The sequence below is a fragment of the Kangiella sp. genome (assembly GCF_048265365.1).
GTDB lineage: Bacteria > Pseudomonadota > Gammaproteobacteria > Enterobacterales > Kangiellaceae > Kangiella.
Genome location: NZ_JBLXBT010000001.1, coordinates 130,244 through 155,283, shown reverse-complemented (window position 1 = coordinate 155,283; position 25,040 = coordinate 130,244). Strand labels below are relative to the sequence as shown.

At 44.7% G+C, this 25,040-nt stretch carries 23 protein-coding genes and 1 pseudogene; 18 read left to right on the top strand and 6 right to left on the bottom strand.

Annotated elements, in window-relative coordinates; genetic code table 11:
* Positions 1-29 precede the first annotated feature (29 nt).
* From groL to ACN0VI_RS00700, 4 genes are all read left to right on the top strand, one after another.
* On the top strand, positions 30-1,670 hold the full coding sequence (groL, locus tag ACN0VI_RS00715) for a chaperonin GroEL (RefSeq protein WP_417446548.1): 1,641 nt from the start codon (positions 30-32) through the stop codon (positions 1,668-1,670).
* A gap of 419 nt (positions 1,671-2,089) precedes the next feature.
* Complete coding sequence (locus ACN0VI_RS00710; RefSeq protein ID WP_417445418.1) at positions 2,090-2,872, top strand: hypothetical protein; 783 nt, start codon at positions 2,090-2,092, stop codon at positions 2,870-2,872.
* Positions 2,873-2,952: 80 nt separating this feature from the next.
* Entirely contained in the window at positions 2,953-3,585 is a 633-nt protein-coding gene (gene can / locus ACN0VI_RS00705; protein ID WP_331890796.1) for a carbonate dehydratase, read from the top strand.
* Between the two features lie 78 nt (positions 3,586-3,663).
* Positions 3,664-4,473 (top strand): hypothetical protein, encoded by an 810-nt coding sequence (locus ACN0VI_RS00700; protein WP_417445417.1) that lies wholly within the window; start codon positions 3,664-3,666, stop codon positions 4,471-4,473.
* On the opposite strand, the gene ACN0VI_RS00695 is transcribed toward ACN0VI_RS00700, so the two are convergent.
* Together ACN0VI_RS00695 and ACN0VI_RS00690 are read right to left on the bottom strand one after the other, a co-directional pair.
* The gene (locus ACN0VI_RS00695) at positions 4,470-5,834 is read right to left on the bottom strand and encodes a phosphate ABC transporter substrate-binding/OmpA family protein (protein WP_417445416.1); all 1,365 of its coding nucleotides are present in this window, start codon (positions 5,832-5,834) and stop codon (positions 4,470-4,472) included. The two genes, ACN0VI_RS00700 and ACN0VI_RS00695, sit on opposite strands and share 4 nt — an antisense overlap.
* 143 nt (positions 5,835-5,977) lie before the next feature.
* Positions 5,978-6,424 (bottom strand): YiiD C-terminal domain-containing protein, encoded by a 447-nt coding sequence (locus ACN0VI_RS00690; RefSeq protein ID WP_331890790.1) that lies wholly within the window; start codon positions 6,422-6,424, stop codon positions 5,978-5,980.
* Positions 6,425-6,556: 132 nt separating this feature from the next.
* On the opposite strand from ACN0VI_RS00690, the gene ACN0VI_RS00685 reads away from it, so the two are divergent.
* The 8 genes from ACN0VI_RS00685 (at position 6,557) to ACN0VI_RS00650 (ending at position 14,856) form a co-directional block, all read left to right on the top strand.
* Positions 6,557-8,305, top strand: a complete 1,749-nt coding sequence (locus tag ACN0VI_RS00685) for a VWA domain-containing protein (protein WP_331890788.1) — start codon at positions 6,557-6,559, stop codon at positions 8,303-8,305.
* Positions 8,306-8,339: 34 nt separating this feature from the next.
* The gene (locus ACN0VI_RS00680) at positions 8,340-9,029 is read left to right on the top strand and encodes an RNA polymerase sigma factor (RefSeq protein WP_417445415.1); all 690 of its coding nucleotides are present in this window, start codon (positions 8,340-8,342) and stop codon (positions 9,027-9,029) included.
* On the top strand, positions 9,026-9,841 hold the full coding sequence (locus ACN0VI_RS00675; protein ID WP_331890785.1) for a hypothetical protein: 816 nt from the start codon (positions 9,026-9,028) through the stop codon (positions 9,839-9,841). The genes ACN0VI_RS00680 and ACN0VI_RS00675 overlap by 4 nt, the downstream gene beginning before the upstream one ends.
* 195 nt (positions 9,842-10,036) lie before the next feature.
* Positions 10,037-11,203: a cytochrome c oxidase subunit II gene (coxB, locus tag ACN0VI_RS00670; RefSeq protein WP_331890784.1), complete on the top strand. Its 1,167-nt coding sequence runs from the start codon at positions 10,037-10,039 to the stop codon at positions 11,201-11,203.
* A 2-nt stretch (positions 11,204-11,205) separates the two neighbouring features.
* Positions 11,206-12,765, top strand: coding sequence for a cytochrome c oxidase subunit I (ctaD, locus tag ACN0VI_RS00665; RefSeq protein WP_012800215.1), 1,560 nt, complete (start codon positions 11,206-11,208; stop codon positions 12,763-12,765).
* Between the two features lie 29 nt (positions 12,766-12,794).
* Positions 12,795-13,361 carry a cytochrome c oxidase assembly protein gene (locus tag ACN0VI_RS00660; protein WP_331890556.1) on the top strand — a complete coding sequence of 189 codons (567 nt, stop codon included), beginning with the start codon at positions 12,795-12,797 and terminating at the stop codon, positions 13,359-13,361.
* A 35-nt stretch (positions 13,362-13,396) separates the two neighbouring features.
* On the top strand, positions 13,397-14,269 hold the full coding sequence (locus tag ACN0VI_RS00655) for a cytochrome c oxidase subunit 3 (protein ID WP_417445414.1): 873 nt from the start codon (positions 13,397-13,399) through the stop codon (positions 14,267-14,269).
* Between the two features lie 104 nt (positions 14,270-14,373).
* The gene (locus ACN0VI_RS00650) at positions 14,374-14,856 is read left to right on the top strand and encodes a pyrimidine dimer DNA glycosylase/endonuclease V (RefSeq protein WP_417445413.1); all 483 of its coding nucleotides are present in this window, start codon (positions 14,374-14,376) and stop codon (positions 14,854-14,856) included.
* On the opposite strand, the gene ACN0VI_RS00645 is transcribed toward ACN0VI_RS00650, so the two are convergent.
* The 4 genes from ACN0VI_RS00645 to ACN0VI_RS00630 all read right to left on the bottom strand — a co-directional run bounded on the left by ACN0VI_RS00645 (position 14,843) and on the right by ACN0VI_RS00630 (position 20,100).
* Complete coding sequence (locus ACN0VI_RS00645) at positions 14,843-15,865, bottom strand: YheT family hydrolase (protein WP_417445412.1); 1,023 nt, start codon at positions 15,863-15,865, stop codon at positions 14,843-14,845. The genes ACN0VI_RS00650 and ACN0VI_RS00645 overlap by 14 nt on opposite strands.
* 67 nt (positions 15,866-15,932) lie before the next feature.
* Positions 15,933-17,249: an HD-GYP domain-containing protein gene (locus ACN0VI_RS00640; protein ID WP_417445411.1), complete on the bottom strand. Its 1,317-nt coding sequence runs from the start codon at positions 17,247-17,249 to the stop codon at positions 15,933-15,935.
* 121 nt (positions 17,250-17,370) lie between these two features.
* Positions 17,371-18,726: an HD-GYP domain-containing protein gene (locus ACN0VI_RS00635; protein WP_417445410.1), complete on the bottom strand. Its 1,356-nt coding sequence runs from the start codon at positions 18,724-18,726 to the stop codon at positions 17,371-17,373.
* Between the two features lie 84 nt (positions 18,727-18,810).
* Positions 18,811-20,100 (bottom strand): HD-GYP domain-containing protein, encoded by a 1,290-nt coding sequence (locus tag ACN0VI_RS00630; RefSeq protein ID WP_331890544.1) that lies wholly within the window; start codon positions 20,098-20,100, stop codon positions 18,811-18,813.
* A gap of 231 nt (positions 20,101-20,331) precedes the next feature.
* Between ACN0VI_RS00630 and ndhC the strand changes: the two genes are divergently transcribed.
* From ndhC to nuoF, 6 genes and pseudogenes are all read left to right on the top strand, one after another.
* A complete protein-coding gene (gene ndhC, locus ACN0VI_RS00625; protein ID WP_417445409.1) occupies positions 20,332-20,688 on the top strand; it encodes an NADH-quinone oxidoreductase subunit A in 357 nt (118 codons plus the stop codon).
* Between the two features lie 43 nt (positions 20,689-20,731).
* A pseudogene (locus tag ACN0VI_RS00620) lies at positions 20,732-21,208 on the top strand (NuoB/complex I 20 kDa subunit family protein); the annotation flags it as partial.
* Between the two features lie 76 nt (positions 21,209-21,284).
* Positions 21,285-21,980: an NADH-quinone oxidoreductase subunit C gene (locus ACN0VI_RS00615; protein ID WP_417445408.1), complete on the top strand. Its 696-nt coding sequence runs from the start codon at positions 21,285-21,287 to the stop codon at positions 21,978-21,980.
* Entirely contained in the window at positions 21,973-23,226 is a 1,254-nt protein-coding gene (locus ACN0VI_RS00610; RefSeq protein WP_417445407.1) for an NADH-quinone oxidoreductase subunit D, read from the top strand. The genes ACN0VI_RS00615 and ACN0VI_RS00610 overlap by 8 nt, the downstream gene beginning before the upstream one ends.
* Before the next feature lie 2 nt (positions 23,227-23,228).
* Positions 23,229-23,723, top strand: a complete 495-nt coding sequence (gene nuoE, locus ACN0VI_RS00605) for an NADH-quinone oxidoreductase subunit NuoE (protein WP_417445406.1) — start codon at positions 23,229-23,231, stop codon at positions 23,721-23,723.
* A gap of 14 nt (positions 23,724-23,737) precedes the next feature.
* Positions 23,738-25,033: an NADH-quinone oxidoreductase subunit NuoF gene (gene nuoF / locus ACN0VI_RS00600; protein ID WP_417445405.1), complete on the top strand. Its 1,296-nt coding sequence runs from the start codon at positions 23,738-23,740 to the stop codon at positions 25,031-25,033.
* Positions 25,034-25,040: the final 7 nt, after the last annotated feature.

The window sequence follows — 25,040 nt, the reverse complement described above, 5'->3', positions numbered from 1 at the left end:
CGAAAATAAACTAATTTTAGAGGAAATTTATCATGGCAAAAGAAGTACGGTTTGGTGATGATGCTCGCCAACGCATGCTTAAAGGCGTAAATACTCTAGCTAACGCAGTACGCGTAACTCTAGGTCCTAAAGGCCGTAATGTGATTTTAGATAAATCATTCGGCGCTCCAACAATTACTAAAGATGGTGTTTCAGTCGCTAAAGAAATCGAACTAGAAGACAAGTTCGAGAACATGGGCGCGCAAATGCTAAAAGAAGTTGCCTCGCAAACTAACGACATCGCTGGTGACGGTACAACTACTGCAACCGTATTGGCCCAGTCAATTGTTACTGAAGGCTTGAAAGCTGTTGCTGCGGGCATGAACCCAATGGATCTGAAACGCGGTATCGAAAAAGCCGTTATTGCAGCCGTTGAAGAATTGAAAAACATCTCAGTACCTTGCGAAGATCAAAAAGCAATTGCTCAAGTAGGTACCATCTCAGCAAACTCTGACGAAAGCGTTGGTAAAATCATTGCTGAAGCCATGGCCAAAGTAGGTAAAGAAGGCGTTATCACTGTTGAAGAAGGTTCAGGCCTAAACAACGAATTAGACGTAGTAGAAGGTATGCAATTCGACCGTGGTTACTTGTCTCCTTACTTCGTGACTAATGCAGAAAGCATGCAGGCTGAACTTGAAAGCCCATACATCCTATTGGTTGACAAAAAAATCTCAAACATTCGCGAATTGCTACCAGTATTGGAAGGCGTTGCCAAAGCAAGCCGCCCATTATTGATCGTCGCTGAAGATGTTGAAGGCGAAGCGTTAGCGACTCTGGTTGTGAACACTATGCGCGGCATCGTGAAAGTTGCAGCGGTTAAAGCACCAGGTTTCGGCGACCGTCGTAAAGCTATGCTAGAAGACATCGCAATCCTAACAGGCGCGACAGTGATTTCAGAAGACATCGGTATGAGTCTTGAAAACACCACTCTTGAGCAACTCGGTACCGCGAAAAGCGTGCAAATCACTAAAGAAAATACAACTATCATTGATGGTGCCGGTGATAAAGCGCAAATCGATGGCCGCGTAAAACAGATTCACGCGCAAATCGAAGACACTTCATCTGACTATGACCGCGAAAAATTGCAAGAGCGTGTTGCTAAATTAGCAGGCGGTGTTGCAGTGATTAAAGTTGGCGCAGCCACTGAAGTTGAAATGAAAGAAAAGAAAGACCGTGTTGACGATGCACTGCACGCAACTCGCGCTGCTGTAGAAGAAGGCGTAGTAGCAGGTGGCGGTACAGCACTAGTACGCGTACTTTCTAGACTAGGTGAGCTACGTGGTGAAAACGAAGAGCAAAACGTCGGTATCAAAATCGCACTACGCGCTATGGAATCACCACTTCGTCAAATCGTCTCAAACTCTGGTGGTGAACCAGCAGTGGTCGTAGACAAAGTTAAAGCAGGCAAAGATAACTATGGTTACAACGCTGCGACTGGTGAATTCGGTGACGTGGTTGAAATGGGTATTCTAGACCCAGCCAAAGTAACTCGTAGCGCCCTACAAAACGCTGCTTCGATTGCCGCTCTTATGATCACAACCGAAGCCATGATCACTGATCTACCGAAAGAAGACAGTGCGCCTGATATGGGCGGTATGGGTGGTATGGGCGGTATGCCTGGCATGATGTAATTTAACTTGCTGTTTTGATTTGTAACTTTGTTGCAGGTCTAATTGCGATGCTCATTGGGCACCCAGCCAACTGTGCTTCTCATTACGACCTGCGCCTCGTTACAAAGCAAAACATCTGCGTTAAATACTCACCTATATTAAAAGGCCCTGCCGTTGGTAGGGCTTTTTTATATGTTGCATTTCTTTGTTAGGTTAACTTTTACGTTTAGTCATTGGCTAGTAGCCAACTCCCGCACTTACAAAGTTAACCTGCCTCGAACTAGAGCAAAATCCTCTGTTAAAACCATCCCTTAAAAGGCCTCGTGAAAGCGGGTTTTTTCTTATGGCGTACAAACCACAATAAAGTTAAAGTTAGAACTGTTTGTTAATGGGTAGCATTTAAGTTATTGGTTGATTTAAGTAAAGGTATAAGAAGGGCTATGGATACTATAATTAAAATTGTTTTTGGTGTGATTATTGGGGTTGTAGGATGCTGGATGGTTGAGCGATATGTACTCAACAATGATCATGTTGCAGAACAGACTCAGTTCAATCAGGAAGTGGCGCGACCAGAAGGCAAAATAGCTCATGGTGATAAAAGTGAAAAATCAAATAAAAGAGACAGCCCTGAACACGTGATAATAGACAGTTTGACTGTTGAGATGGATTCATTGAAGCAACAGATGGAGATAAAGAATCAAGAGTTAGTAGCAACCAAGGCAGAGAACAAAAGGCTCAATAGCATTTTAGATGGAGCTGGGAAAGGTATCACTGGTATGAAAGATAAATACAGCCAGATTGATAAGACCCCAAGTAACCAAGATAAGTTTAATGGCATTCCTGAAACACACCATTCTTTATTAAGCCGCCCTGAATCGACGCCAAAAGCTACTTACGAACTACACGATGAGTTAATTAGTGAGGCGGAAGATATTAGTTGGGCAACCATGAAGGAGCAACAGATTAATCACTTCCTTATGACTTATAAAGATAGCGCTCAGTATATTGTACATCACGTAGACTGTCGGAGTAGCTTGTGTGAAATCATCGGGACTGAACACCCTTCTGAGAGAGATATATGGTCAGAGGTTACCGGACAAATGCGAAACCAGGCTTGGTGGGAGTTTAGAGGTTCGCATACCTCAAGCTCAACGGATGCTAGTGGCAACTTGCTATTTGTAACAATACTGCAACGAAGTCAAAGTTTGGAGAAAGCAAATTAGTGGTCGGAAGATCTCGCAAGATTAATCGTGGTATTATTCAGCCATTAACGGATTCAGACAGATAACAAGGTTTATCATCAATGAGTGACATTCAAGAATTATTAAAAAACAACAAAGAGTGGGCTGAGCAAATCGAGAAGGAGAATCCCGGTTTTTTTAAAACCTTGTCTGAACAACAGTCACCAAAGTATTTATGGATTGGTTGTTCCGATAGTCGTGTGCCAGCGAACCAGATTACGGGTTTAATGCCAGGAGAGGTTTTTGTGCATCGCAATGTAGCCAATGTGGTATCGCACAGTGATCTTAATTGTTTGTCGGTGCTGCAGTTTGCGGTTGAAGTCTTGAAAGTTGAGCATATTATCGTTTGCGGTCATTATGGCTGCGGCGGCGTCAATGCTGCTTTGACCAATAAAAAACATGGATTTATCGATAACTGGTTGAGTAACATTAAGAATGTCTACTTAAAGCATGAAACCAAGTTTAAGCCGATTAAGAATGAGCAAGAGCGATCGAATTTGATGTGTGAGCTGAACGTGATTGAGCAGGTCAGCAATGTTTGCCGCACAACGACGGTGCAGGATGCTTGGGATCGCGGACAGAGTTTAAGTGTCCATGGTTGGTGCTATGGCCTGGAAAATGGTTTGATTACTGATCTTAAAGCGACCATTAGCAGCAAAAAACAGGTGCCAGCTATTTTTAATTACGAAGAATAAACGGTAAGCTGTAGATGGTTATGGTTTTGGGGAACTGTAGCCTGACTAAAACAGCGTAAGAAAAAATAGGAGGGGGGGATGCGCAGTGATAAGGATAAAGCAGTTGTTGACGTCAGTCAGTCAGCAGACCAGCACTATACCTATCGGATTTTTTCACCACTCGGTGCTTATCCGGCTGAGAGTTTAAGCTCTCCTTTGGGGCAGCTTATCGTGGAAAAAGATCTGATTGCCTTGGCATTCAAGAATAGTGGCCGAGCTTATGATTTAAAGTTTATGTTGGCCATGCTGCTCTCGGTGAATGATGGCAAAGGCTTTTTAAAGCTCTATCCCTTTCCTTATAAACACATATTTGAGTCTCGCAGCTATCAAATAACTGGGCAACAACTTCAATTCGATATTAAGCACAAGCTCTCCGAACACTACCGTCAGAGTGGCGAAACTATTCCTGAGTTTGATCTCTACCAGAATGCTAAAGGGGCTTCGTTACCGATTATTTTAGGAGGCACTTTATACAGCACTTTTACTGATCTGATTGATGCACATCAATTTAATCTATTATCCGACGTTTTATACCAATCCAATAATGGGCTGTTGAATTTAATCTGCAAAAGCTTGCTGATGAGTAATCAAAACAGCTGCCACTTTCAATTTAGCCAGCAAGCAGTCTTGTTTTTATTGGACGCCTTAATGCTGTTCGAAGATCTAATGGGTAAAAACAAAGTAGACAGTTCCAGGTTGCAAACTCTGCTGGCTCAATTAGGTGACAATAAAGCTGACGCGATAATTGCGAAATATCAGCTGGCAGAATCCATCACTCCAATGGAATACCATAAAGCCTTTGATGCTTTATGCCACGCCCTGACTAAGTATTTATTGAATAAGAACTAACGTCCAACCCACACTTCAACACGGCGGTTTTTGTTACGACCGTTTTCGGTGCTGTTAGAAGCAATGGCCCCTTTGCTGCCAAATCCTTGAACATAAAACGGTTTCACACCTGCGTTTTCAAGCTCTCGAGCAATGATTCGTGCGAGTCGCTTGGAGTCATCTTTATCGGTCTCTTCGGTGCCTGACTCATAGGTAAAACCAAACAAGAACAGGTCTTCAAGTTGGTGCTTATCGACATAGTCGACCAATCGCTGAATATCCAGTTTGGCTTTATTATCCAGTTCATCAGTACCCTCATCAAAGTGGAAAGTAATAGATAAGCGCTTTGAATCCGTGATCATGTTGAGATACCGCGGCGGGTAATTGCGATTAAAGCGAATGGTGGCATCGTTGACTTTCAATGAAATCAGCCCGGTTTGCTCGACAACGGTTTGCGCTTGATCCTGTTGCACAAACTGCATGAAACGGCGCGCATGTGCGTTTTGACTGTTTGCAGGGTAGTACATATACAGTCTACGACTTAATACATAGTCTTCAGTGCTTACGGTGAAAAGATTTGGTTTAAAGGATAAGGCAACGCCTGTTTCGGACAAAGCTAATGGTTTCGTTTTATTGACGTAGGAAAGACCGATAAAACCGATGGCTCCGGACGTGTTAAAAACCATGTCTGACAGCTCACTGGAAGACTCATAGCGCTTGGCATAATCGGAAAGAGACAGGTTGTGTCGCTTGAGAACCAGCGATTTAAAAGTATCAAAGGTTCCTGAGTTATCATCTCGTGCAAACAGGCTGATTTTCTGATTGGGGCCGCCAATCTCTTGCCAGTTGCGAATCTCACCCGCAAAAATCCGCGCAAGAGTTTCTGTGTCCAGAGTGTTCACTTCAAGTTGTGGGTGAACAATGACTGCCAGTCCATCTACTGCAATGGTCAGTTCACTGTCTACTGATTTAAGGTCGCCATACAAATTATGCAGTTGCTCGCGCTCTTTTTCTTTGATGCGTCGCGACGACATCGCTATATCAGTATCTTCTGCAGCAAATGCTTTGAAGCCTGTGCTGGAACCATGGGCTTTAATATCAATGCCTTTAAGTGAACCGTCAGGAAATTCTCCGAGTACTGTTTTCTCTACAGTATGAGTGGTGACAATCCCCGTTTTGACAGCGCCTTCTGCTTTTAAAAATTGCTCTACCAGCCCTGGAGCGAGTGATTCGCCAATGGTATTCGAACCTTTCATCTCAAAAAGAATGGTCGCTTTAGCAATATCGGTTTCGGTAAACGTCTTAGCAGTGGCAATTGTGGGTTGCAGCAAAAGCATTGCTGTAAAAAGGACAAGAACAAAATGTCGCACAAGTGATGTCATGATCACTCCTGATAGTGTCAATCGAGCGGTTAGAAACAAGTCCGCAGGATTATAAGATCTAACAGGGAGTGTAAAATGACAGTTTTATGACATTACTATTTAGTTCGTGAGTTCATATGACAAGCGTGGTCTGTAATTCATGTTCAGCTTTGGCGAAGCACCGCAAAGTCCGCCTGCATGGTGGCTTTACTCTCACCGGCTTCAATAACATCTATCTCAAGAGACAATCGACCACGACCTCTGCTATCAAACCGCTTAAGAAAGTGGTCAATAATATCAGGATCTGCAATTTTGCAGCTGGCAACGATATCACCATTAATTGGTTTGCTGTAACGAATAGTTGCGCTTGCCAAGACTACTGAACCGAGACGTTGGCGCTGCTGGACCAGATGTGTCACTAATGACCAGCCTGCCAGTGTTGCGGTGGTGTAGATGCTGCCAGCGAAAGCTGTGTTATGAATGTTCTTATTGGCTTCAAAGGGTGCTGACACCTGAATGCTATTGCTCGTCAGGTTATCGACCTTGATTTGTAGTGCTTGAGTGATCGGGATTTCTTTATACAGCAGTTGTTGCAGTTCAGCGGCTTCCATGGGTACACAAGGGTTTGCAGATAGTAAGAGGTTACTCTAACAATATTTTCGCAAATGTTAACCCTTTTCCAACTGGTCGGCGTTTTTAGCAGTGTTGTTAACATAAATAGACAGAATGGATGGAGCACGAACATGAATACCAATAAAGCAAACACTGTGAAAACATCATTAAAAGTCAGCGTCTTAGCCAGCATGATCGCATTGGCAATATCAGGCTGCCAAAACACTGATACCAGCGAGCAAAGAGCCGAACAGGACAAGCGAGTCAAGGTTGCAAAAACTGAGGAATTGAAACGACAACAATATGAGCAGGAAAGAGTTGTAGTGACTGGGCAGCGGATTAACGCCAATGCTAAAGAAAGGAGTGTCTCTCTATATGATGCGGCCTTGCCTGCTCCACAGGCTCCAGCAATGTGGCAACAACCTGAAGTTAATCGCGAGCAGTATCAGCACTTTGATGATTCAGGCATTTTTCTGGCCAAGGAGCAGCCAGTTTCGACTTTTAGTATTGATGTAGATACGGGCTCTTACTCGAATGTACGTCGTATGTTGAATGATGGTTATTTGCCACCGGAAGATGCGGTGCGTTTAGAAGAGTTCGTAAATTATTTTAATTATGACTATCAAACGCCGGACAGTACGGAGCAACCTTTTGCGGTGAATACTCATGTGTTTAGTGCACCGTGGAACTCAAACGCATACCTGATGGAAATCGGTATTAAAGGCTATGAGCCTGAAAAGCAGGAATTGCCGCCATCCAATCTGGTGTATCTGATTGATGTGTCGGGTTCGATGAACAGCGAAGATAAGCTTGGGTTAGTGAAAAAGTCATTGAAATTGTTAGCGCAGGAAAGCAGCGACCAGGACAAAATTTCAATCGTGGTTTATGCCGGAGCCAGTGGTGTGGTGCTTGAGCCGACTAAAGGTAATGACCGCATGGCGATTGAGCAGGCGCTGGATAGATTAAGTGCTGGTGGTTCCACCAATGGTGGTGCAGGCATCGAGCTGGCTTATAAATTAGCGGAACAGGCTTTTATAAAAGACGGCATTAACCGAGTGATTCTTACCACTGATGGTGACTTTAATGTGGGCACGGTCAATCGTGAGCAGTTGATTGACCTGGTTGAGCGTAAACGCGAAAGCGGTATTTCATTCACTACACTGGGCTTTGGTCGAGGTAACTACAATGAGCATCTGATGGAGCAGTTGGCTGATAAGGGTAATGGCAATTACGGTTACATTGATAGCTTACAGGAAGCGCGTAAATTATTGGTCGAGCAGCGCGCGGGCACTCTAATGACCATTGCCAAGGACGTTAAAATCCAGGTGGAATTTAACCCGCAGGTTGTGGCTGAATACCGTTTGCTGGGCTATGAAAATCGTGCCCTGAACCGTGAAGACTTCAATAATGACAAGGTGGATGCCGGTGAAATCGGCGCCGGACATACCGTGACCGCGCTCTATGAAGTGGTGTTAGTCGGTTCCGAAGGTCGTCGCGTGGATGAGCTGCGTTATGGTGAACGCGAAGCGCAGCAGCAAAAACTGGCCGATGAGGCTGCGCTGGTCAAGCTTCGCTACAAGATGCCGGATGAAGATGACAGTAAACTAATCAGCCATGTAATTGACCGTAAACAGTTTAGCCAAAGTAATGCTGCTGCTGGGGATCGTCAGTTCGCTGCCAGTGTCGCTGGATTTGCACAACTGTTACGTGGCGGTCGCTACTTGAATGGTTGGGACTGGCAGCAGGCCATCGAGTTAGCGCAGACCAGCAAAGGTGCTGATAAAGATGGTTATCGTGGCGAAATGATTCAGTTAATGAAAATGGCGCAGCTTTTGGATGGCCAGAACGACCAGGCTGATGGCCAGGTCAGTAACCAATAGTTTGCAGTAAGCCAGGCATTGAACAGGTAACAATATGCTTGAAAGCCTTACGCTAAAAAGCCATGATGGCGCTGGGGATGTGTTTCATAAGAGATCGAGCGTGACCAGAAGTAACGAAACCTTTGACAGCAATCAGCAGCGCCAAGCCTCTCAATCAGCCGAGCTGAGCGATGAGGCTTTGATGCTGGGCTATGGCAAAGGCAATATGCGTGCTTTCGAGCAACTCTATTTGCGTCATAAAAATCCGTTGTTACGCTATTTTTTACGTCAGGTGGATAGTCGCGCCACCGCCGAGGAGTTGTTTCAGGAGACTTGGCAGAGCGTAATTAAAGGCAGTGACGGCTATCAGGTCAGTGCCAAATTTACCACCTGGCTCTATCACATGGCGCGTAACAAGCTGATCGACCATTATCGTAAGCAAGGACGAGGCGAGGTTTTATCACTGGACGATGATACTGACATGCAGCCAGTGGCTAACTCAGCCTGCGAGCCTGAGCAGCAGCTCAATGAAGCTCAATCAAAACAACAGTTCTTATGGGCACTGAATCAATTACCGCCAGCGCAACGAGAAGTGCTGGTGCTGAAAATCGAAAGTGCCATGACAGTGCAAGATATTGCAGAAACCATACAGGATAACGCTGAGGCAGTAAAAAGCCGACTGCGTTATGCGGTACAGAAGCTCAAGCAGTTAATCAATGAAGCAACGCTTGAGGTGGAATTATGAGTAACGAAAAAGACAAAGCTAGAGATCAAGAGAAAGAGTCTGAGCTGAAGAAGCTCGACGATTGGCAGGGCGAGGAAGAAACCAGTTCAGAACTGGATCAGAATATCCTGGCTATGGCTGAACAGCATCTTAAGCAAAAAGAATCCAAGGCTGGTGGCGGAAGCTGGTGGCATCGCTTGCGCGTGCCGGTATCAGTGGCCGCGGGCTTACTGGTGACACTGGGTGTCGCCCGCCTGATGGTGACCTTAAGCGGTGAAGATATGAATAATATGGCGCAAGTAGCCAGCTCAAAGCCGCTTGAAGAGCGTTATGCGATAGAGATGGATGCCGAGATGGCCTATATAGAAAGTGCGCGTCAGAAGGAAGAACAGGCCAGAACCGAGGCAAAGCGTGAAAATAAACAGCGAATGCTGGCTGCGCCTGCGACACCACAGGAACCGATTCTAGAAATGGAGCCGCCCAGGGTCAGCGAAATGGCCTCGGATAGCATCAGCAGCTCAGAAAGAATTGTTGTTACGGGTTCCAGAATTAGAGCAGAAGAGTTGGAATCAGCTGAGCCGGTGACTACAGCCGATACGGAAAGCAACCAAACCGCAGGATTTGATGAGCATGGTGTATTGGATGAAGCAGTGCTCGGATATCCTTTACCCGAGGTCTGGCTCGAGGAAATTGAGCAGGCACTGGAGCAGGGCGATGAGATAACCGCACTAGATGAGTGGGGGCAGTTTCAGCGCACCTATCCTGAGTTCGAAGTGGATGAAAAGTTGCTTAAGCGTATAAAAACCCTACAGAAACTGCGAGAAAACCCTTAGTTTAGTCAGGTTTTATTACAGATCCGTCTAGTTTTTCCCTATCTTCTCAGATAAAATGGCCGCCCTTAAATCTTGATTCCGATCAAGGTTGATTGGCTAAATTCCTGCTAGGGCAGACAGGAATTCTTAGTGTTTATTATCTAATTAATAACAATTTTCCGCATTTTGCGGGTTAACGTTAGTGGAGAGAAGAGCATGTCATTGTTCCGCAAAGTCGCTCTCGCTGTAGCCGCGCTAGCTGTTTTAGTGCTAACCGGTTGTAGTGAACAGGCGTATAACATGCGTGAAGGTGTGACTGAGATCAGTAAAGAAGTTTACGAATTACACATGATCGCAATCTGGGTCTGTGTAGTGATCGGAGTCCTAACTTTTGGCGCAATGTTTTACTCGATGTTTGCGCATCGTAAAAGCAAAAATCCTATTCCAGCTAAGTTTTCTCACAGTACCACTGTTGAGATTATTTGGACCGTTATTCCTTTCATCATCCTTATCGCATTAGCAGTTCCGGCTGTTAGCTTGTTGATAAAGATGGAAGATTCCAGTGATTCAGATATGACCGTTATGGTTAAAGGCTGGCAGTGGAAGTGGGAATACAAATACATCGATGGCGATAACGACCCAAGCAACGATGTTAGCTTCTTCTCGAATCTTGATGAGCAGTCTCTGAAAACTAGAGATAACTCAGGTGAAGGTTTCTCCGGCACTCCAATCGATTATGAAAACTACTTGCTAGAAGTCGATAATCCACTGGTTATTCCAGCGGGTCAAAAAGTTCGCTTCTTGGTTACTGCAGAAGACGTTATCCACTCTTTCTGGGTACCTGACTTTTCCGTCAAAAAAGATGCGATTCCAGGCTTTGTTAATGAAGTATGGACTAAAGTAGACCAGCCAGGCATTTACCGTGGTGTGTGTGCTGAGCTCTGTGGTAAAGATCATGGCTTTATGCCAATTGTGGTACATGTATTAGAACAAGCCGAATATGACGCTTGGATGGCTTCTAAAGTTGAAGAGGCAAAATCTGGTCCTGATTTGAATGAGCGTACTATGGCTCAGTTGATGACTGAAGGTGAAGCGGCATACAACAAATACTGCGCAGCCTGCCACATGCCAAATGGCCAGGGTAATGGTCCATTCCCATCACTGGTTGGTAGCCCAATCATTGAAGGCGACATCGAGAAGCATATTGATGTGGTAGTGAATGGCGTTTCTGGAACTGCGATGCAGGCGTTTGGACAACAGTTAACTGAAGCTGAGATTGCTGCTATCGTGACTTACGAGCGTAATGCTTGGGGCAACGATAAGGGTGATAAGGCTCAGCCACAAGACGTCTATGACTTCAAAAATGCCGGTAAGGAGGAATAATTATGGGTGATCATAAACCAACCGGCATTTCTCGCTGGTTATTTACTACGAACCATAAAGACATTGGTACTATGTACCTGGTCTTCTCGTTCATCATGTTCCTGATTGGTGGTGCTATGGCAATGGTTATCCGTGCCGAGCTATTCCAACCGGGCTTACAGTTTGTTGAACCTAACTTTTTCAATCAGATGACAACCCTGCATGGCTTAATCATGGTATTTGGTGCCGTGATGCCAGCCACTGTCGGTCTTGCTAACTGGTTGATTCCGATGATGATTGGTGCGCCAGATATGGCATTACCACGTATGAACAACTGGAGTTTCTGGATTCTTCCAGCAGCCTTCATCCTATTGTTATCATCATTGTTTATGGAAGGTGGTGCGCCTAACTTCGGTTGGACATTCTATGCGCCATTGTCGACCACTTATGGCCCTCCATCGACGGACTTCTTTATCTTTGGTGTGCACTTGATGGGTATCTCATCCATCATGGGTGCTATCAACGTTATCGTGACTGTATTCAACATGCGTGCTCCTGGCATGACATTGATGAAAATGCCATTGTTCGTATGGACCTGGTTAATTACAGCCTTCTTGCTTGTCATGGTTATGCCAGTACTTGCAGGCGCAGTAACCATGATGCTGACAGACCGTCACTTCGGTACATCATTCTTTGATGCTGCAGGTGGTGGTGACCCAGTGATGTTCCAACACATCTTCTGGTTCTTCGGTCACCCTGAAGTTTACATCATGATTCTTCCTGCATTTGGTATCGCTTCTGCGATTATTCCAACCTTTGCTCGTAAGAAGTTATTTGGTTACTCTTCAATGGTTTACGCCACAGCATCGATCGCATTCCTATCATTCATCGTTTGGGCTCACCACATGTTTACCGTTGGTATGCCAGTTAAAGGTGAATTATTCTTCATGATTGCGACCATGTTGATTGCGGTTCCAACGGGTGTGAAGGTATTTAACTGGGTAGCGACAATGTGGCAAGGCTCAATTACTTACGAAACGCCAATGTTGTATGCGATTGCTTTCGTGATTCTATTCACTATCGGTGGTTTCTCTGGCGTTATGCTGGCGCTAACTCCGGTGGATTGGCAGTATCATGACACCTATTTCGTGGTAGCTCACTTCCATTATGTACTATTCCCGGGTGCTATTTTCGGCACCATGGCGGCGGTATATTACTGGATGCCTAAGTGGACGGGTCGTATGTATGATGAGAAGTTGGCTAAAATCCACTTCTGGTTATCAATCGTGTTTGTTAACTTAACTTTCTTCCCAATGCACTTCTCAGGTTTGGCGGGTATGCAACGTCGTGTTCCTGACTACAACATCATGTTCTCTGACTTCAATATGTGGTCAAGTATTGGTGCATTCGGCTTAGGTTTGACTCAGTTCCTATTCTTGTGGATTCTGGTTAAAACCTGCATGCTGAAGAAAGGTGAAAAAGCTACTGATCAAGTGTGGGAAGGGGCAGAGGGTCTTGAATTTAATCAATTGCCTTCACCAGCGCCGTACCACTCATTTAGTACACCACCTAAAGTGGACTAATAGTGATTAATCTGACGAAGTAACTGATTATGAGTGATATTAACCAACAGCCCGAGCAAGATAAAAACAAGGTCATGACCCGTAAACTGGTCATGGTGGTGTTGATTATGTTGGCTTTTGGTTTTGCCATGATTCCTTTGTACGATGTGTTCTGTGAGATCACTGGCTTAAATGGTAAATCAAACGGTCTTGCTGTTTACGAACAGCAAGAACCGGATACCAGCCGTGAGATTACTGTCCAGTTTATGACAATCACCAAGAACGACATGCCTTGGGATTTTCAGCCGGTACAAACACAGATAAAGGTTTATCCTGGCAAGGAATATGAAGTGAACTTCCGAGTTAAAAATCGCGCAGGTAAAGCCATTGTAGGACAAGCGATTCCGAGCTTTTCACCAAACCTGGTCAGCCAGTATTTCAATAAAACAGAATGCTTCTGTTTTAACCAGCAAACACTGGCTGCCGGTGCCACTGAAGAAATGCCAATGCGTTTCTTTGTGGATAAAGATTTGCCGGAAAAGTATGACACCATTACATTGGCTTATACGCTACATAACGTAACGCCTGCCGAACAACAAACACAGGCTGCTGACTAAGACGTCAGCGCTACGGTCTTTAACGGAGACATACGATGAGTGAACAAACAAATACAGAATACGAAAAGTATTATGTACCCGAGCAGAGCAAGCTGCCGTTTATCGGTTCTATCGGCTTGTTTTTAACTGCTTTTGGTGCAGGCCACATGGTTCAAGGTGGCTCTCTATCCTGGGTTCTATGGGTGGGCTTAGCAGTCTTGATCTATATGGTGTCAACTTGGTGGGCAACTACCATTCGTGAATCAATGAGTGGCTTATATAGCGCACAAATGAGCCGTTCATTCCGTCAGGGCATGATGTGGTTCATTACTTCAGAAGTGATGTTTTTCGCGGCATTCTTTGGGGCGCTATTCTATGTTCGTATCCTGGTCATGGAATGGTTAGGCGGTTCAAGCAACAATGCTGCAACGCATGAGTTCTTATGGCCTGAATTTATTCCTAACTGGCCAATGGAGAAAACTCCAGCGGGTGAAACTACTCAAGGTATGGGTGCCTGGGGCTTACCAGCAATCAATACCGCGATTCTATTATTCTCTTCATTTACTTTGACCATTGCGCACCATGCATTGGTAGAGAAAAATCGTGCAACCTTAATCCAGTTCACTGCTATTACTGCAGCCTTGGGTGTTATTTTCATGGGTCTTCAGGTTTGGGAGTACATCCATGCGTACACTGAAATGGGATTAACCTTAGGTAGTGGTATTTACGGCTCAACCTTCTTTATGTTGACCGGTTTCCACGGCTTGCACGTTACAGTGGGTACGATTTTCTTAATTATTCTGACTATCCGTTGTGCAAAGGGTCACTTCACACCGCAAGATCATTTTGCCTATGAAGCTGGCGCCTGGTATTGGCACTTCGTAGACGTGGTTTGGGTATTCCTGTTTATCTTTGTTTATATCCTGTAAGCAGCTAAACAGTCAGATAAAAAAGCCGCCTTTAAGGCGGTTTTTTTATGCCAAATTCACATTAGTCAGATGATAATGTGACTTTTGTTTAGTTGATGTCTTTAATGAATATATTTGTTCTCGATAACGATATTAAACAATGTGCTCAATATCATTGTGATCAGCATGTAGTGAAGATGATCCTGGAAAGCGTGCAAATGCTGTGTACCGCGTTGAATAAAAAAGGCTTCGTGACGCCTTATAGGTCAACTCATGTTAACCACCCATGTGTACTTTGGGTCGAGAATTCTTATTGCAATTTTGTGTGGTTAGCAGAGTTAACCAAAGCATTGAATGATGAATATCGATATCGGTTTAATAAGGCGCATGACCATAAATCTATGAGTGTATTGTCGCAAATTGAAAGTTTGAGCTATGACGACCGTGGCTTAACCGAGTTTGCTCAGGCCATGCCAGATGGATATAAGGTATGTAATGATGCGGTTCAGGCTTATCGCAACTTTTACCGAGGTGATAAGTTGCGGTTTGCAAAATGGACCAAGCGCTCAATGCCTTGCTGGATTGTTAAGGATGTTAATCAGCTTTAAGCTTGAATTGTTCCAGTAGGAAATCGTCTAACCAGCTATGGAGCTTTGAGTTTTTAATAAAACCACAGTGACCACCATGTTCAGACAAAAAGTATTGAATATTGGGGTTAACAGGTAAGTCATAGATAGCCCGATAATCAATGATTGGATCATCCTTGGCTAACAATAGGGTGGTGTCAACATCCAGATCACTGAGATAGTCGCCAGTGATATCGTAGCCAGCAAAGTATTCATTGATGCTGTCGTAATCACCATAAAAATTTACTAACTCTTCAGTAAGTTCACGCATTGAATCGGTTTGTAATGACTCTTCTATATCGTAGAGATGGGGAAAAAGTTCCTGCTTTTTGCGCAATGAACGTTTCCATTTATACATAAAGTATTTAATGTAAAGAGATAGTCCATTTTCAAGTTTCTCTAACACGTCTTTTGGGTCGAGGGCCGGACAAATAGCAACGGTTTTGGCAAGCTGAATATCATGCTTATTAGCTTGTTTGGCTACCCGCAATGCAAAATTACCACCGAGCGAAAAACCGGTTAAAAATAGTTTTCTGGGTTGATATTGAGTTTGAATTTTTTTGACGGCATTAACGACTTCATCGAGCCGATTGGAATGGAATAACTCCTGATTGAGGTGATGGCTATCACCATGGTCGCGCAGGTTGAGTCTAACCACGTTGTATCCATGATTGAATAAAGTACTGGCGCAGGAAATCAGGTAAAGGGATTGATGACTGCCCTCCCAGCCATGAATTAAAACGACCAACGGTGCATCTGCTTTTGACTGCGCGTAAAAGCTTTGTAGTTTAATACCATCATCACACTCAATGATTACTTCTTGGGATGCTTGCAACATGGGCTGGGCGCGGCGCTGTACGAAACGACGTCTTAATTTAAAGGTCGCCAGTAGCGATTGAACGTGTTGGTTTTGTGCCCAGGTTGGCGCTTTATAATTAACAGTATTGGGAGATGGTGTTGCTGACTCAGTTTGCATAGAAATGATTGGCAAATAAGGTAACCCTAAGCATAAGCAAAAAAAGCGGAAATGTCATTGTCCAGTAACTTGTGGGGATTATTTAGACCACATCTTTGATATAGGATTCGTAACAAAAATCGACTTCGGAGTCGGACAGTGCTTTTTTGATGCGTAATATATTACCCGTAGAGTCGGTAGGATGCTTGGAAAGGTCGCTGGCAATCGGTTGGATGCGTATGCCTTCAGGATCAGTTAAAAGCTCAACAACTGGTTCCAGTTTATGTTCTTCATTAACCGATAGTATCAGCGCAAGCTGACCATTGTTCATTTCGACCAGACTGCCAACCGGGTAGATACCAACCATGTGGATAAATTGTTGCACCAGTTCGGCGTCGTAATGATTCGTTTGCTCTTTATAAAGAACGGAAAGGGCCTGACTGGCTGGAATACCTTTATGATAGCAGCGGTCGCTGGTCATGGCATCATAACTGTCAACTATCGCAATCATGCGGTCATAAAGTGATAGTAGTTGAGATTCGACATTTCTGGGGTACCCTTCACCGTTCATTCGCTCGTGATGATTGCGGGCTACGGCGCAAATCTGTTCATCGACACCACCATGTTGCTTTAGGAAGTCGTAGCCGAGAATAGTGTGTTTTTTAACTTCATCAAACTCTTCCGGGCTTAAGCTGGCGGGTTTATTAAGAATGTCCTGTGGCACCTTCATTTTACCGACATCATGCAGCATGCCGCACATGCCTAGAACTTCGAGATTTTCCCTTGGTAACTGAAGGTGTTTACCAAAAGCTATGGCCAAAATACCGACGCGAACACAATGCTCTGAGGTGTACTCATCCTGGTGCTTAATTTTAGAAAGCCAGAACATCGCGGTTTCATTTCGCAGAATACTATCAACAGTTTGTGACACTAGATCTTTGGAGCCTTCAATATCGATTTTGCTGTCGCGCTGGACATCCCTCATAAGCTGATAAATATGGCTATAGGAACGGTCGAAGGTGGATTTGACCTTCTTAAGTTCTTCGCGCAGGGTTTTGCTGGCTTGGGTAGGGCGTAAATCCAGTTTGGGATAAATAACTTTACGATTGTCGAATTCTGCGATGGTTTTGTAGTAAGTTCGATAAGATTCGGCGTCAATGAACACGTGTTGGCAGTATTTTTGCAGAAGATGGATTTCATTCTGGGTGGATATTTTGAGCTCTTGAAACATGACAGGAACTTCTGTCCAGGGTCGATCAAGTTCAACAACCGTCATACCAACCCGTAAGCGGGAAGCTGGGATTTTCCGCTTTTCGATGAGTTTTCCTGTGGTTTCTTTAGGTTTTAAGCTACTATCACTTTGATTAACCTGAGCTTTTTTACTGCTACGCTTAAAGCCTAATAAGTCGAATACTGTCATATCCTAATCTCCCTGACTAGTAATAATAGTACTGATCGCGAGGAAATGACAAGCAAATCTGCCTAAAAAACAGACAAAAAATAAAGCGAGGTATCGTCTGAAAAATATCGTCTGAAAAAAGTTAGGCCACTTGGTATGAGGGCGAAGAACGTAACAGGACTGCTTTTAAGTCAAAGTCTACCTCATGATCGGCCAGGGAGCGCTTGATTTTCAGCATGTTTCCATAAGAGTCGGTGACTTGTTTAGACAGGTCAACAGCAACGGGTTGGATTAATTTTCGATAATGATCAGTCAGTAACTCTACAACCGGCTCGAGTTTATGATCTTCATTAGTTGAAAGCACTACCGCTATCTGGCCATTAGAAATTTTGACCAGGCTACCGACCGGATAAATGCCTACCATTTGAATGAACAGTTGTACCAGCTGGCTATCATAATGATGATGTTGTTCGTTGTATAGAATGGAAACAGCCTGAGAGGCTGGCATGCCAAGTCGATAGCAGCGATCGCTGGTCATGGCATCATAGCTGTCAACAATGGCAATCATGCGGTCGTAAATAGAGAGGCTCTCATCTGTAATCTGGCGTGGATAACCTTCACCGCTAAGATGTTCGTGATGATTGTAGGCAGCTTGGCTAACCTCTGTTGCAACCTCACCGTGGGATGATAGATAGTTATAGCCTAATACAGTGTGTTGTTTAATTAGGTCAAACTCGTCCTGAGTAAGCGGAGTGGTTTTATTCAAAATGGTGGTTGGAATCTGCATTTTACCGACGTCGTGTAACATGCCGCATAAACCCAATAATTCGAGTTGTGCCCGGTCAAGCTGCAGATACTTACCAAAAGTAATCGCAAGAATGCCTACACGTAAACAATGTTCTGCGGTGTATTCATCCTGGTTTTTTATTTTACTTAACCAGAACATTGCTATGTCATTGCGCAGAATACTGTCAACGCAGTCTGCTACCACCTCTCTTGCAGCTTCGATATCAATTTGGCTATCTTGTGCGACCTGCTCAAGAACTTGATGAATGTGTTTTAAGCTACGATCAAATGCTTTTTTAGCTTTAGGCAGCTCTGCTCTGAGAGCAAGACTGGTTTGTTTGGCGTTAGAAGCTTGTTTATGTTGAGTGCGTTTCTGTTTCTTGCTGTGGAAAAGGTTGTCGGAGGTGACGCTGGTGTAAGACAGGTAATCGACATAAACCTCTTCACAGTATTTTTGCAATAAAGCTATATCGCTGCGGGTGTGAATGGTAATTTCCTGGAAATCAACCGGCACTTCTGTCCAGGGGCGGTCCAATTGAATTACAGTCATACCGATTTGTAGATCAGTAACTTTGAGTTTTTTCTTTTCAAGATTCTGATGGAGCTTGGGATTAGTTTCTTTGGTAGACTGATATTGGTGTGCCGACTCATGAATCGAATCACGATGTTCGCCTTTGCGCATCCATTGGGTGATTTTGTCCAAGAAACTCATGGCAACCTCCTTGTGTCGAATTTTTATACTATTCGGTAATAAAGGAGGGTGCAAGGAAAAAATTACTTTATATAAAATAGGGGCTTAGCCATTACCTCGGATAAAGTCCTCTAAGTTAATTTCCCGCGAACTGTCTCTTAGCGGTTTTTTGATGGCATAGAGGTTATTGTCTTGATCGTATTGTTCTTTGGTTAAATCGATAACAATAGGGCGGCGGAAGTTGCCTTTAGAGTCGAGAATAATCTCAATTTTGGGCTTAAGCTTTTGATCGGGGTTGGCAGCTAAAACAATGCCCGTCTCACCGTTGGTCATTTCAACTAAGCTGCCCGGAGGATAGATACCGACCATTTGAATAAACTTTTCCACTAGCTCGGTATCAAAGTGTGTGCCACGTTCTTTAAACAGGATACCTAGTGCCTCAAGCGGAGCCAAGCCATCACGGAAACTACGATCACTGGTGATGGCATCGTAAGCGTCTATAATACCTATAATTTTGGGGTACAAGCCGATGCGTTCGCTTTCCAGGCGTTGGGGATAGCCTTTACCATCAACCCGTTCATGGTGTGCGTGCGCAACATCTGAGACCATTTCATCAAAGCCGCCATGTTGTTTCAGGAAGATATAACCAAGTACCGTATGCTCTTTCATGACTTTGAATTCGTCGTCTGTCAGAGGACCGGGTTTATTGAGAATTTCTGGCGGGATCTTCATTTTACCGACATCGTGCAACAGGCCACACATGCCAATATTTTCAAGTTCCTGATGGCTGAAGCCTAATATCTGGCCGAAGGCAATGGCCATGATACTGACTCGTAAGCAGTGTTCGGAGGTATATTCATCGCTGTCTTTAATGCGTGATAACCAGAACATTGCGTTGGGGTTAGCGAGGATACTGGTTACGCAGTCGGAAACCAGTTGCTTGGATTCATCGATGTTAATGGCTTTATTGTTCTTAACCGCATCGAGCAGATCTTTGATGCTTTTCTTTGAAGCAGTAAAGATTCGCTGGGCGCGGGGCAACTCTTGATGCAAGCTGTGGTGCGCTTCTTCGGCTTCCGAGCGTGCTTGTTTATATTCGGCGCTGGGATAGTCGTGCTTAATAGTCTCCCAATATTCTTCATCAAGCTCGACATAGACATGATTACAGTAGACAGCAAGCGTATCCAGATCTTCCTGGTTTTGCAGTGGGAATCCTTGAAACAATACAGGGACTTCAGTCCAGGGGCGATCAAGCTCGGCAATTTGCATACCAAGCGTCAATTCGTCGACAGGGATCTGTATTTTGACCAAACGGGTGCGCTTCTTGCGCTGAGTATCCGACTCCCGAGTGGTTGAAGTATCGTCTTGCTCTTTTTTGCTTCGTTTAAAAATCATTGAGATACATCACTTGAGTCTTGTTGATCCATACTAAAATAATTCCTCAAAATAGCAAAGTGTTCTATGGCGCTATTTTGTAACTTTGTGTTGTAATGCATATTAGCTTACCGGAATAGGGTGGTATTTGGGGGCTAGCCAAATCCTTGAACTGCTGGTAAGGTATTTCCAAATAAGTAGAAACTTATTGATAAATAAGGAAACAAGGGCGCGCATGAGACTCATAAACCTATGACAGAACAGTATGCACCAATCCTCGTATTTATCATTATTGGGCTGTTATTCGGCACTGGATTATTGTTAGTCGGATACTTTGCCAGCCCAACCAATCCTGATCCCGAAAAAGAAAAAGCATTTGAATGCGGCTTTGATGCTTTTGAAGATTCCCGAATGAAATTTGATGTGCGCTTTTATCTAGTGGCTATTCTATTCATTATTTTTGATCTGGAAATTGCTTTTCTATTCCCTTGGGCAGTGGTATTTGATGATTTAGGTTGGTTTGGTGTGGTCAGCATGGGTGTCTTTTTATTATTGCTTTTGATTGGCTTTGCTTACGAATGGAAAAAAGGTGCTCTGGAATGGGAATAGTGAGTGCTGAAATTGGTAAGCATGGTAATTAACAGGTACGAGAATGGGACTGGAACAACAATTACAGGGTGACGGATTTGTAACGACCAGTATCAAAGACCTCTTTGACTGGGCGCGTACAGGCTCAATGTGGCCCGTAACTTTTGGTCTGGCGTGTTGTGCCATCGAAATGATGCATGCCGGTGCTGCGCGCTATGACATGGACCGCTTTGGAGTGATTTTCAGGCCTAGTCCCCGCCAGTCCGATGTGATGATTGTGGCCGGCACTCTCACCAATAAAATGGCACCAGCGCTGCGTCGCGTCTATGACCAAATGCCAGAACCTAAATGGGTTATCTCAATGGGCTCATGTGCCAACGGTGGCGGTTATTACCATTATTCCTATTCTGTAGTCCGTGGCTGTGATCGCATTGTCCCAGTTGATATTTATGTGCCCGGTTGTCCGCCTACCGCAGAAGCTTTGCTCTACGGCATTATTCAATTACAAAATAAAATTCGCCGGCAAAAAGTGATACCTCGTTCTATGGCTAGCAACGAAGAGTCTGTTGCGCAGGCCGACTCACCGAAAACTAAGTCCTCAAATAAAGAGGTGTCGCTTGGCTGAATCATTGGTTAACACACTGGGTCAGATGTTCGGCGACAAGCTGATTGCTTGCGATAAGGCTTTTGGTGAAGTAACCATTGAAGTGGCGCGAGATGATTTGTTGGATGTGACTAAAGAATTACGTGACCAGGATGAACTCAAGTTTGAGCAACTCATGGATCTGACGGTGGTTGACTATATGACCTATGGTCAGGATGAGTGGGCAACAACTGAAGCGACAGGCACGGGCTTTGGCCGTGCCCGTGAGTCAACCAGTTCGCCGGTTCATCAAGAATGGCAACGTGAACGATTCGCGGTGGTCTATCATCTGCTCTCGATCAGTCACAATTGGCGCTTACGAGTTAAGTGTTTTGTTAAAGAAAACCGTCCGATGCTGCCTTCGGTCATTCCCGTCTGGAATGGTGCCAACTGGTATGAGCGTGAAGCCTTTGACCTGTTTGGTATCTTGTTTGAAGGCCATCCAGACTTGCGTCGAATTTTGACCGACTATGGTTTTATTGGTCATCCTTTCCGTAAAGATTTCCCTTTAATCGGCAATGTTGAATTGCGTTATGACGCTAAACAAAAACGCTGTGTTTATGAGCCGGTTTCAATTGAGCCACGTGTGCTAGTGCCGCGGGTGATTCGCAAAGAAAAAGATCCTGCAGTCTACGTCAGCAGTCCTGAACAAGGAGGCAAGCGTGGCTGAAATTCGTAATTACACCATTAACTTTGGCCCACAACATCCTGCAGCGCATGGTGTTTTGCGACTGATTCTGGAAATGGATGGCGAAACGGTGGTGCGAGCTGATCCACATGTGGGCTTGTTGCATCGGGCAACTGAAAAGCTAGCTGAAAGTAAACCTTACAATCAAAGCATTGGCTACATGGATCGTCTGGATTATGTGTCGATGATGTGCAATGAGCACGCCTATGTTCTTTCGATTGAAAAATTAATGGGCATCAAACCGCCGGAGCGTGCACAGTACATTCGAGTCATGTTCTCGGAAATCACCCGCATTTTAAACCATTTAATGTGGATCGGTGCGCATGCACTGGATATTGGTGCCATGACGGTTTTCCTTTACGCTTTTCGTGAGCGAGAAACCTTGATGGATTGTTATGAAGCGGTCAGTGGTGCTCGTATGCACGCGACCTATTTTCGTCCCGGCGGAGTCTATCGCGATTTGCCTGATGAAATGCCGCAGTACAAGGTGTCGCCATTTAGTAATGAGAAAAAAGTTGATGAGCTTAATGCAAACCGACAAGGTTCATTGTTAGATTTCATCTGGGACTTTACCGAAACCTTCCCCGATCGTGTTGATGAATACGAAGCTCTGCTAACCGAAAATCGAATCTGGAAACAGAGAACGGTCGGCATTGGCGTAGTGACTCCAGAGCGTGCATTACAACTGGGCTTTAGTGGCCCAATGTTACGTGGCTCTGGTATCGCCTGGGACTTGCGTAAAAAGCAGCCATACGAAGTGTATGACAAGATGGACTTCGATATTCCGATTGGCAAAACTGGTGATTGTTATGATCGCTATCTGGTGCGAGTCGAAGAGATGCGCCAGTCGAATAAGATTATTCGTCAGTGTGTGGAATGGTTGCGTGAAAACCCAGGCCCCGTCATGTTAGAAAACCATAAGGTGACGCCGCCAGATCGCGAAACCATGAAGGATGATATGGAAGCCTTAATTCATCACTTTAAATTGTTTACCGAAGGTTATTGTGTGCCGGAAGGCGAGGCATACGCTGCCATTGAGCATCCTAAAGGTGAGTTTGGAATTTATCTGGTTTCAGATGGTGCCAACAAACCCTATCGCGTGAAAATTCGCGCAGCGGGCTTTGCTCATATAGCAGCGATGAATGAAATGGCGGCGGGTCACATGTTGGCCGATGTGGTGGCCATTATCGGTACCCAGGACATTGTATTTGGAGAGATTGATCGATAACCATGAGCGCAACTGACTTAACAAGTATGCTGTCTGCCGAGTCAATAAAGAAAATTGACCTGTGGATTGGTAAATATCCTACTGAGCGCAAGCGCTCGGCGATTATTCCTGTTCTGACCATTGTGCAGGAAGAGTTAGGGCATTTAAGTCGTGAAGCGATGGATGCAGTGGCTGATTACTTAGTAATTCCACGCATTGCTGCTTATGAAGTGGCGACCTTTTATTCGATATTTCGTTTAGAGCCTGGCGGCAAACATGTGGTGTCTCTGTGTACCAATGTCTCATGCATGATGGCGGGTAGCGAAGAATTAAAAAAGTGGTTTAAAGATGAGCTTGGCATTGAGCCGGGACAAACCAGCAAAGATGGACGCATTACCTTAAAAGAAGTGGAATGTATGGCCGCTTGTGGCGGTGCGCCAATGTTGGAAGTGGATAAACAGTATCACGAAAATTTAACAGTGGAAAAGATGGCGAATTTAGTTCGCGATCTGAATTAGAGGTTAGTTAACCGATGGCAAATGAAGTCTGTTTTAGAACTTTGCACTTGGATAAGCCTTGGACGCTTAAGACTTATGAGTCTGAGGGCGGCTATCGCATGTGGCGCAAAATTCTGGCAGAAAAAACGCCTCCGGAAGAAATTATTGAAGAGCTTAAGTTGTCAGCGTTACGCGGACGCGGTGGCGCTGGTTTTCCGACGGGGCTAAAGTGGAGCTTTATGCCGCGACATGCACCGGGGCAAAAGTATGTAGTTTGTAACTCTGATGAAGGCGAGCCAGGTACTTTTAAAGATCGCGACATTTTACGCTTTAATCCGCATCAGCTGATTGAAGGTATGGCGATTGGCGGTTACGTAATGGGTGCGACTGTGGGTTATAACTATATGCGCGGTGAGTTTTACGAACCGATTGACCGTTTTGAACAGGCTCTAAAAGAAGCCTATAAAGCGGGTTTGTTAGGTAAGAATATTTTGGGCTCTGACGTTGATTTTGATCTGCACAGTCATATTGGCGGCGGTGCTTATATTTGTGGTGAAGAAACCGCATTGCTGGAATCTTTAGAAGGCAAAAAAGGGCAGCCACGTTTTAAACCTCCTTTCCCAGCGAATTATGGTTTGTATGGTCGCCCAACCAATGTCAATAACACCGAAAGTTATGCATCGGTGCCGGTGATTTTAGATAAAGGCGGTAAGTGGTTTTTAGAGCTGGGCAAAGAAAATAATGGCGGCACTAAAATCTTTTCGGTGTCAGGCCATGTCAATAAACCGGGTAATTATGAAATCGGTCTAGGTACGCCTTTTAAGGACTTGCTGGAAATGGCTGGTGGTATGAAAGATGGTAAGAAATTGAAGGCTGTTATTCCTGGTGGTTCCAGTGCACCAGTATTGCCAGCCGATGTGATGATGGATATCACCATGGATTATGATGCTATAGGCAAGGCCGGATCCATGTTGGGATCGGGTGCTGTGATTATCATGGATGAAGATACTGACATGGTGGAAATATTAGGACGGATTGCCCATTTTTATTACGAAGAATCTTGCGGGCAATGCACGCCTTGCCGCGAAGGTACTGGCTGGATGTCGCGCATGATTCATCGCATTGCCAATGGACAGGGCAAACAGAGCGACCTTGAGAATTTAGACGAAATTGCTGGCAATATAATGGGGCGTACCATTTGTGCGCTGGGCGACGCTGCAGCCATGCCGGTACAAAGTTTTATCAAGCACTTTAAGCATGAGTTTGAAGCGAAAATTAAGCAAGCGGTTGCTGAGCAAGAGCAGGCCGCAAAGCAAGCAGTTAATGAATAACGAGGCA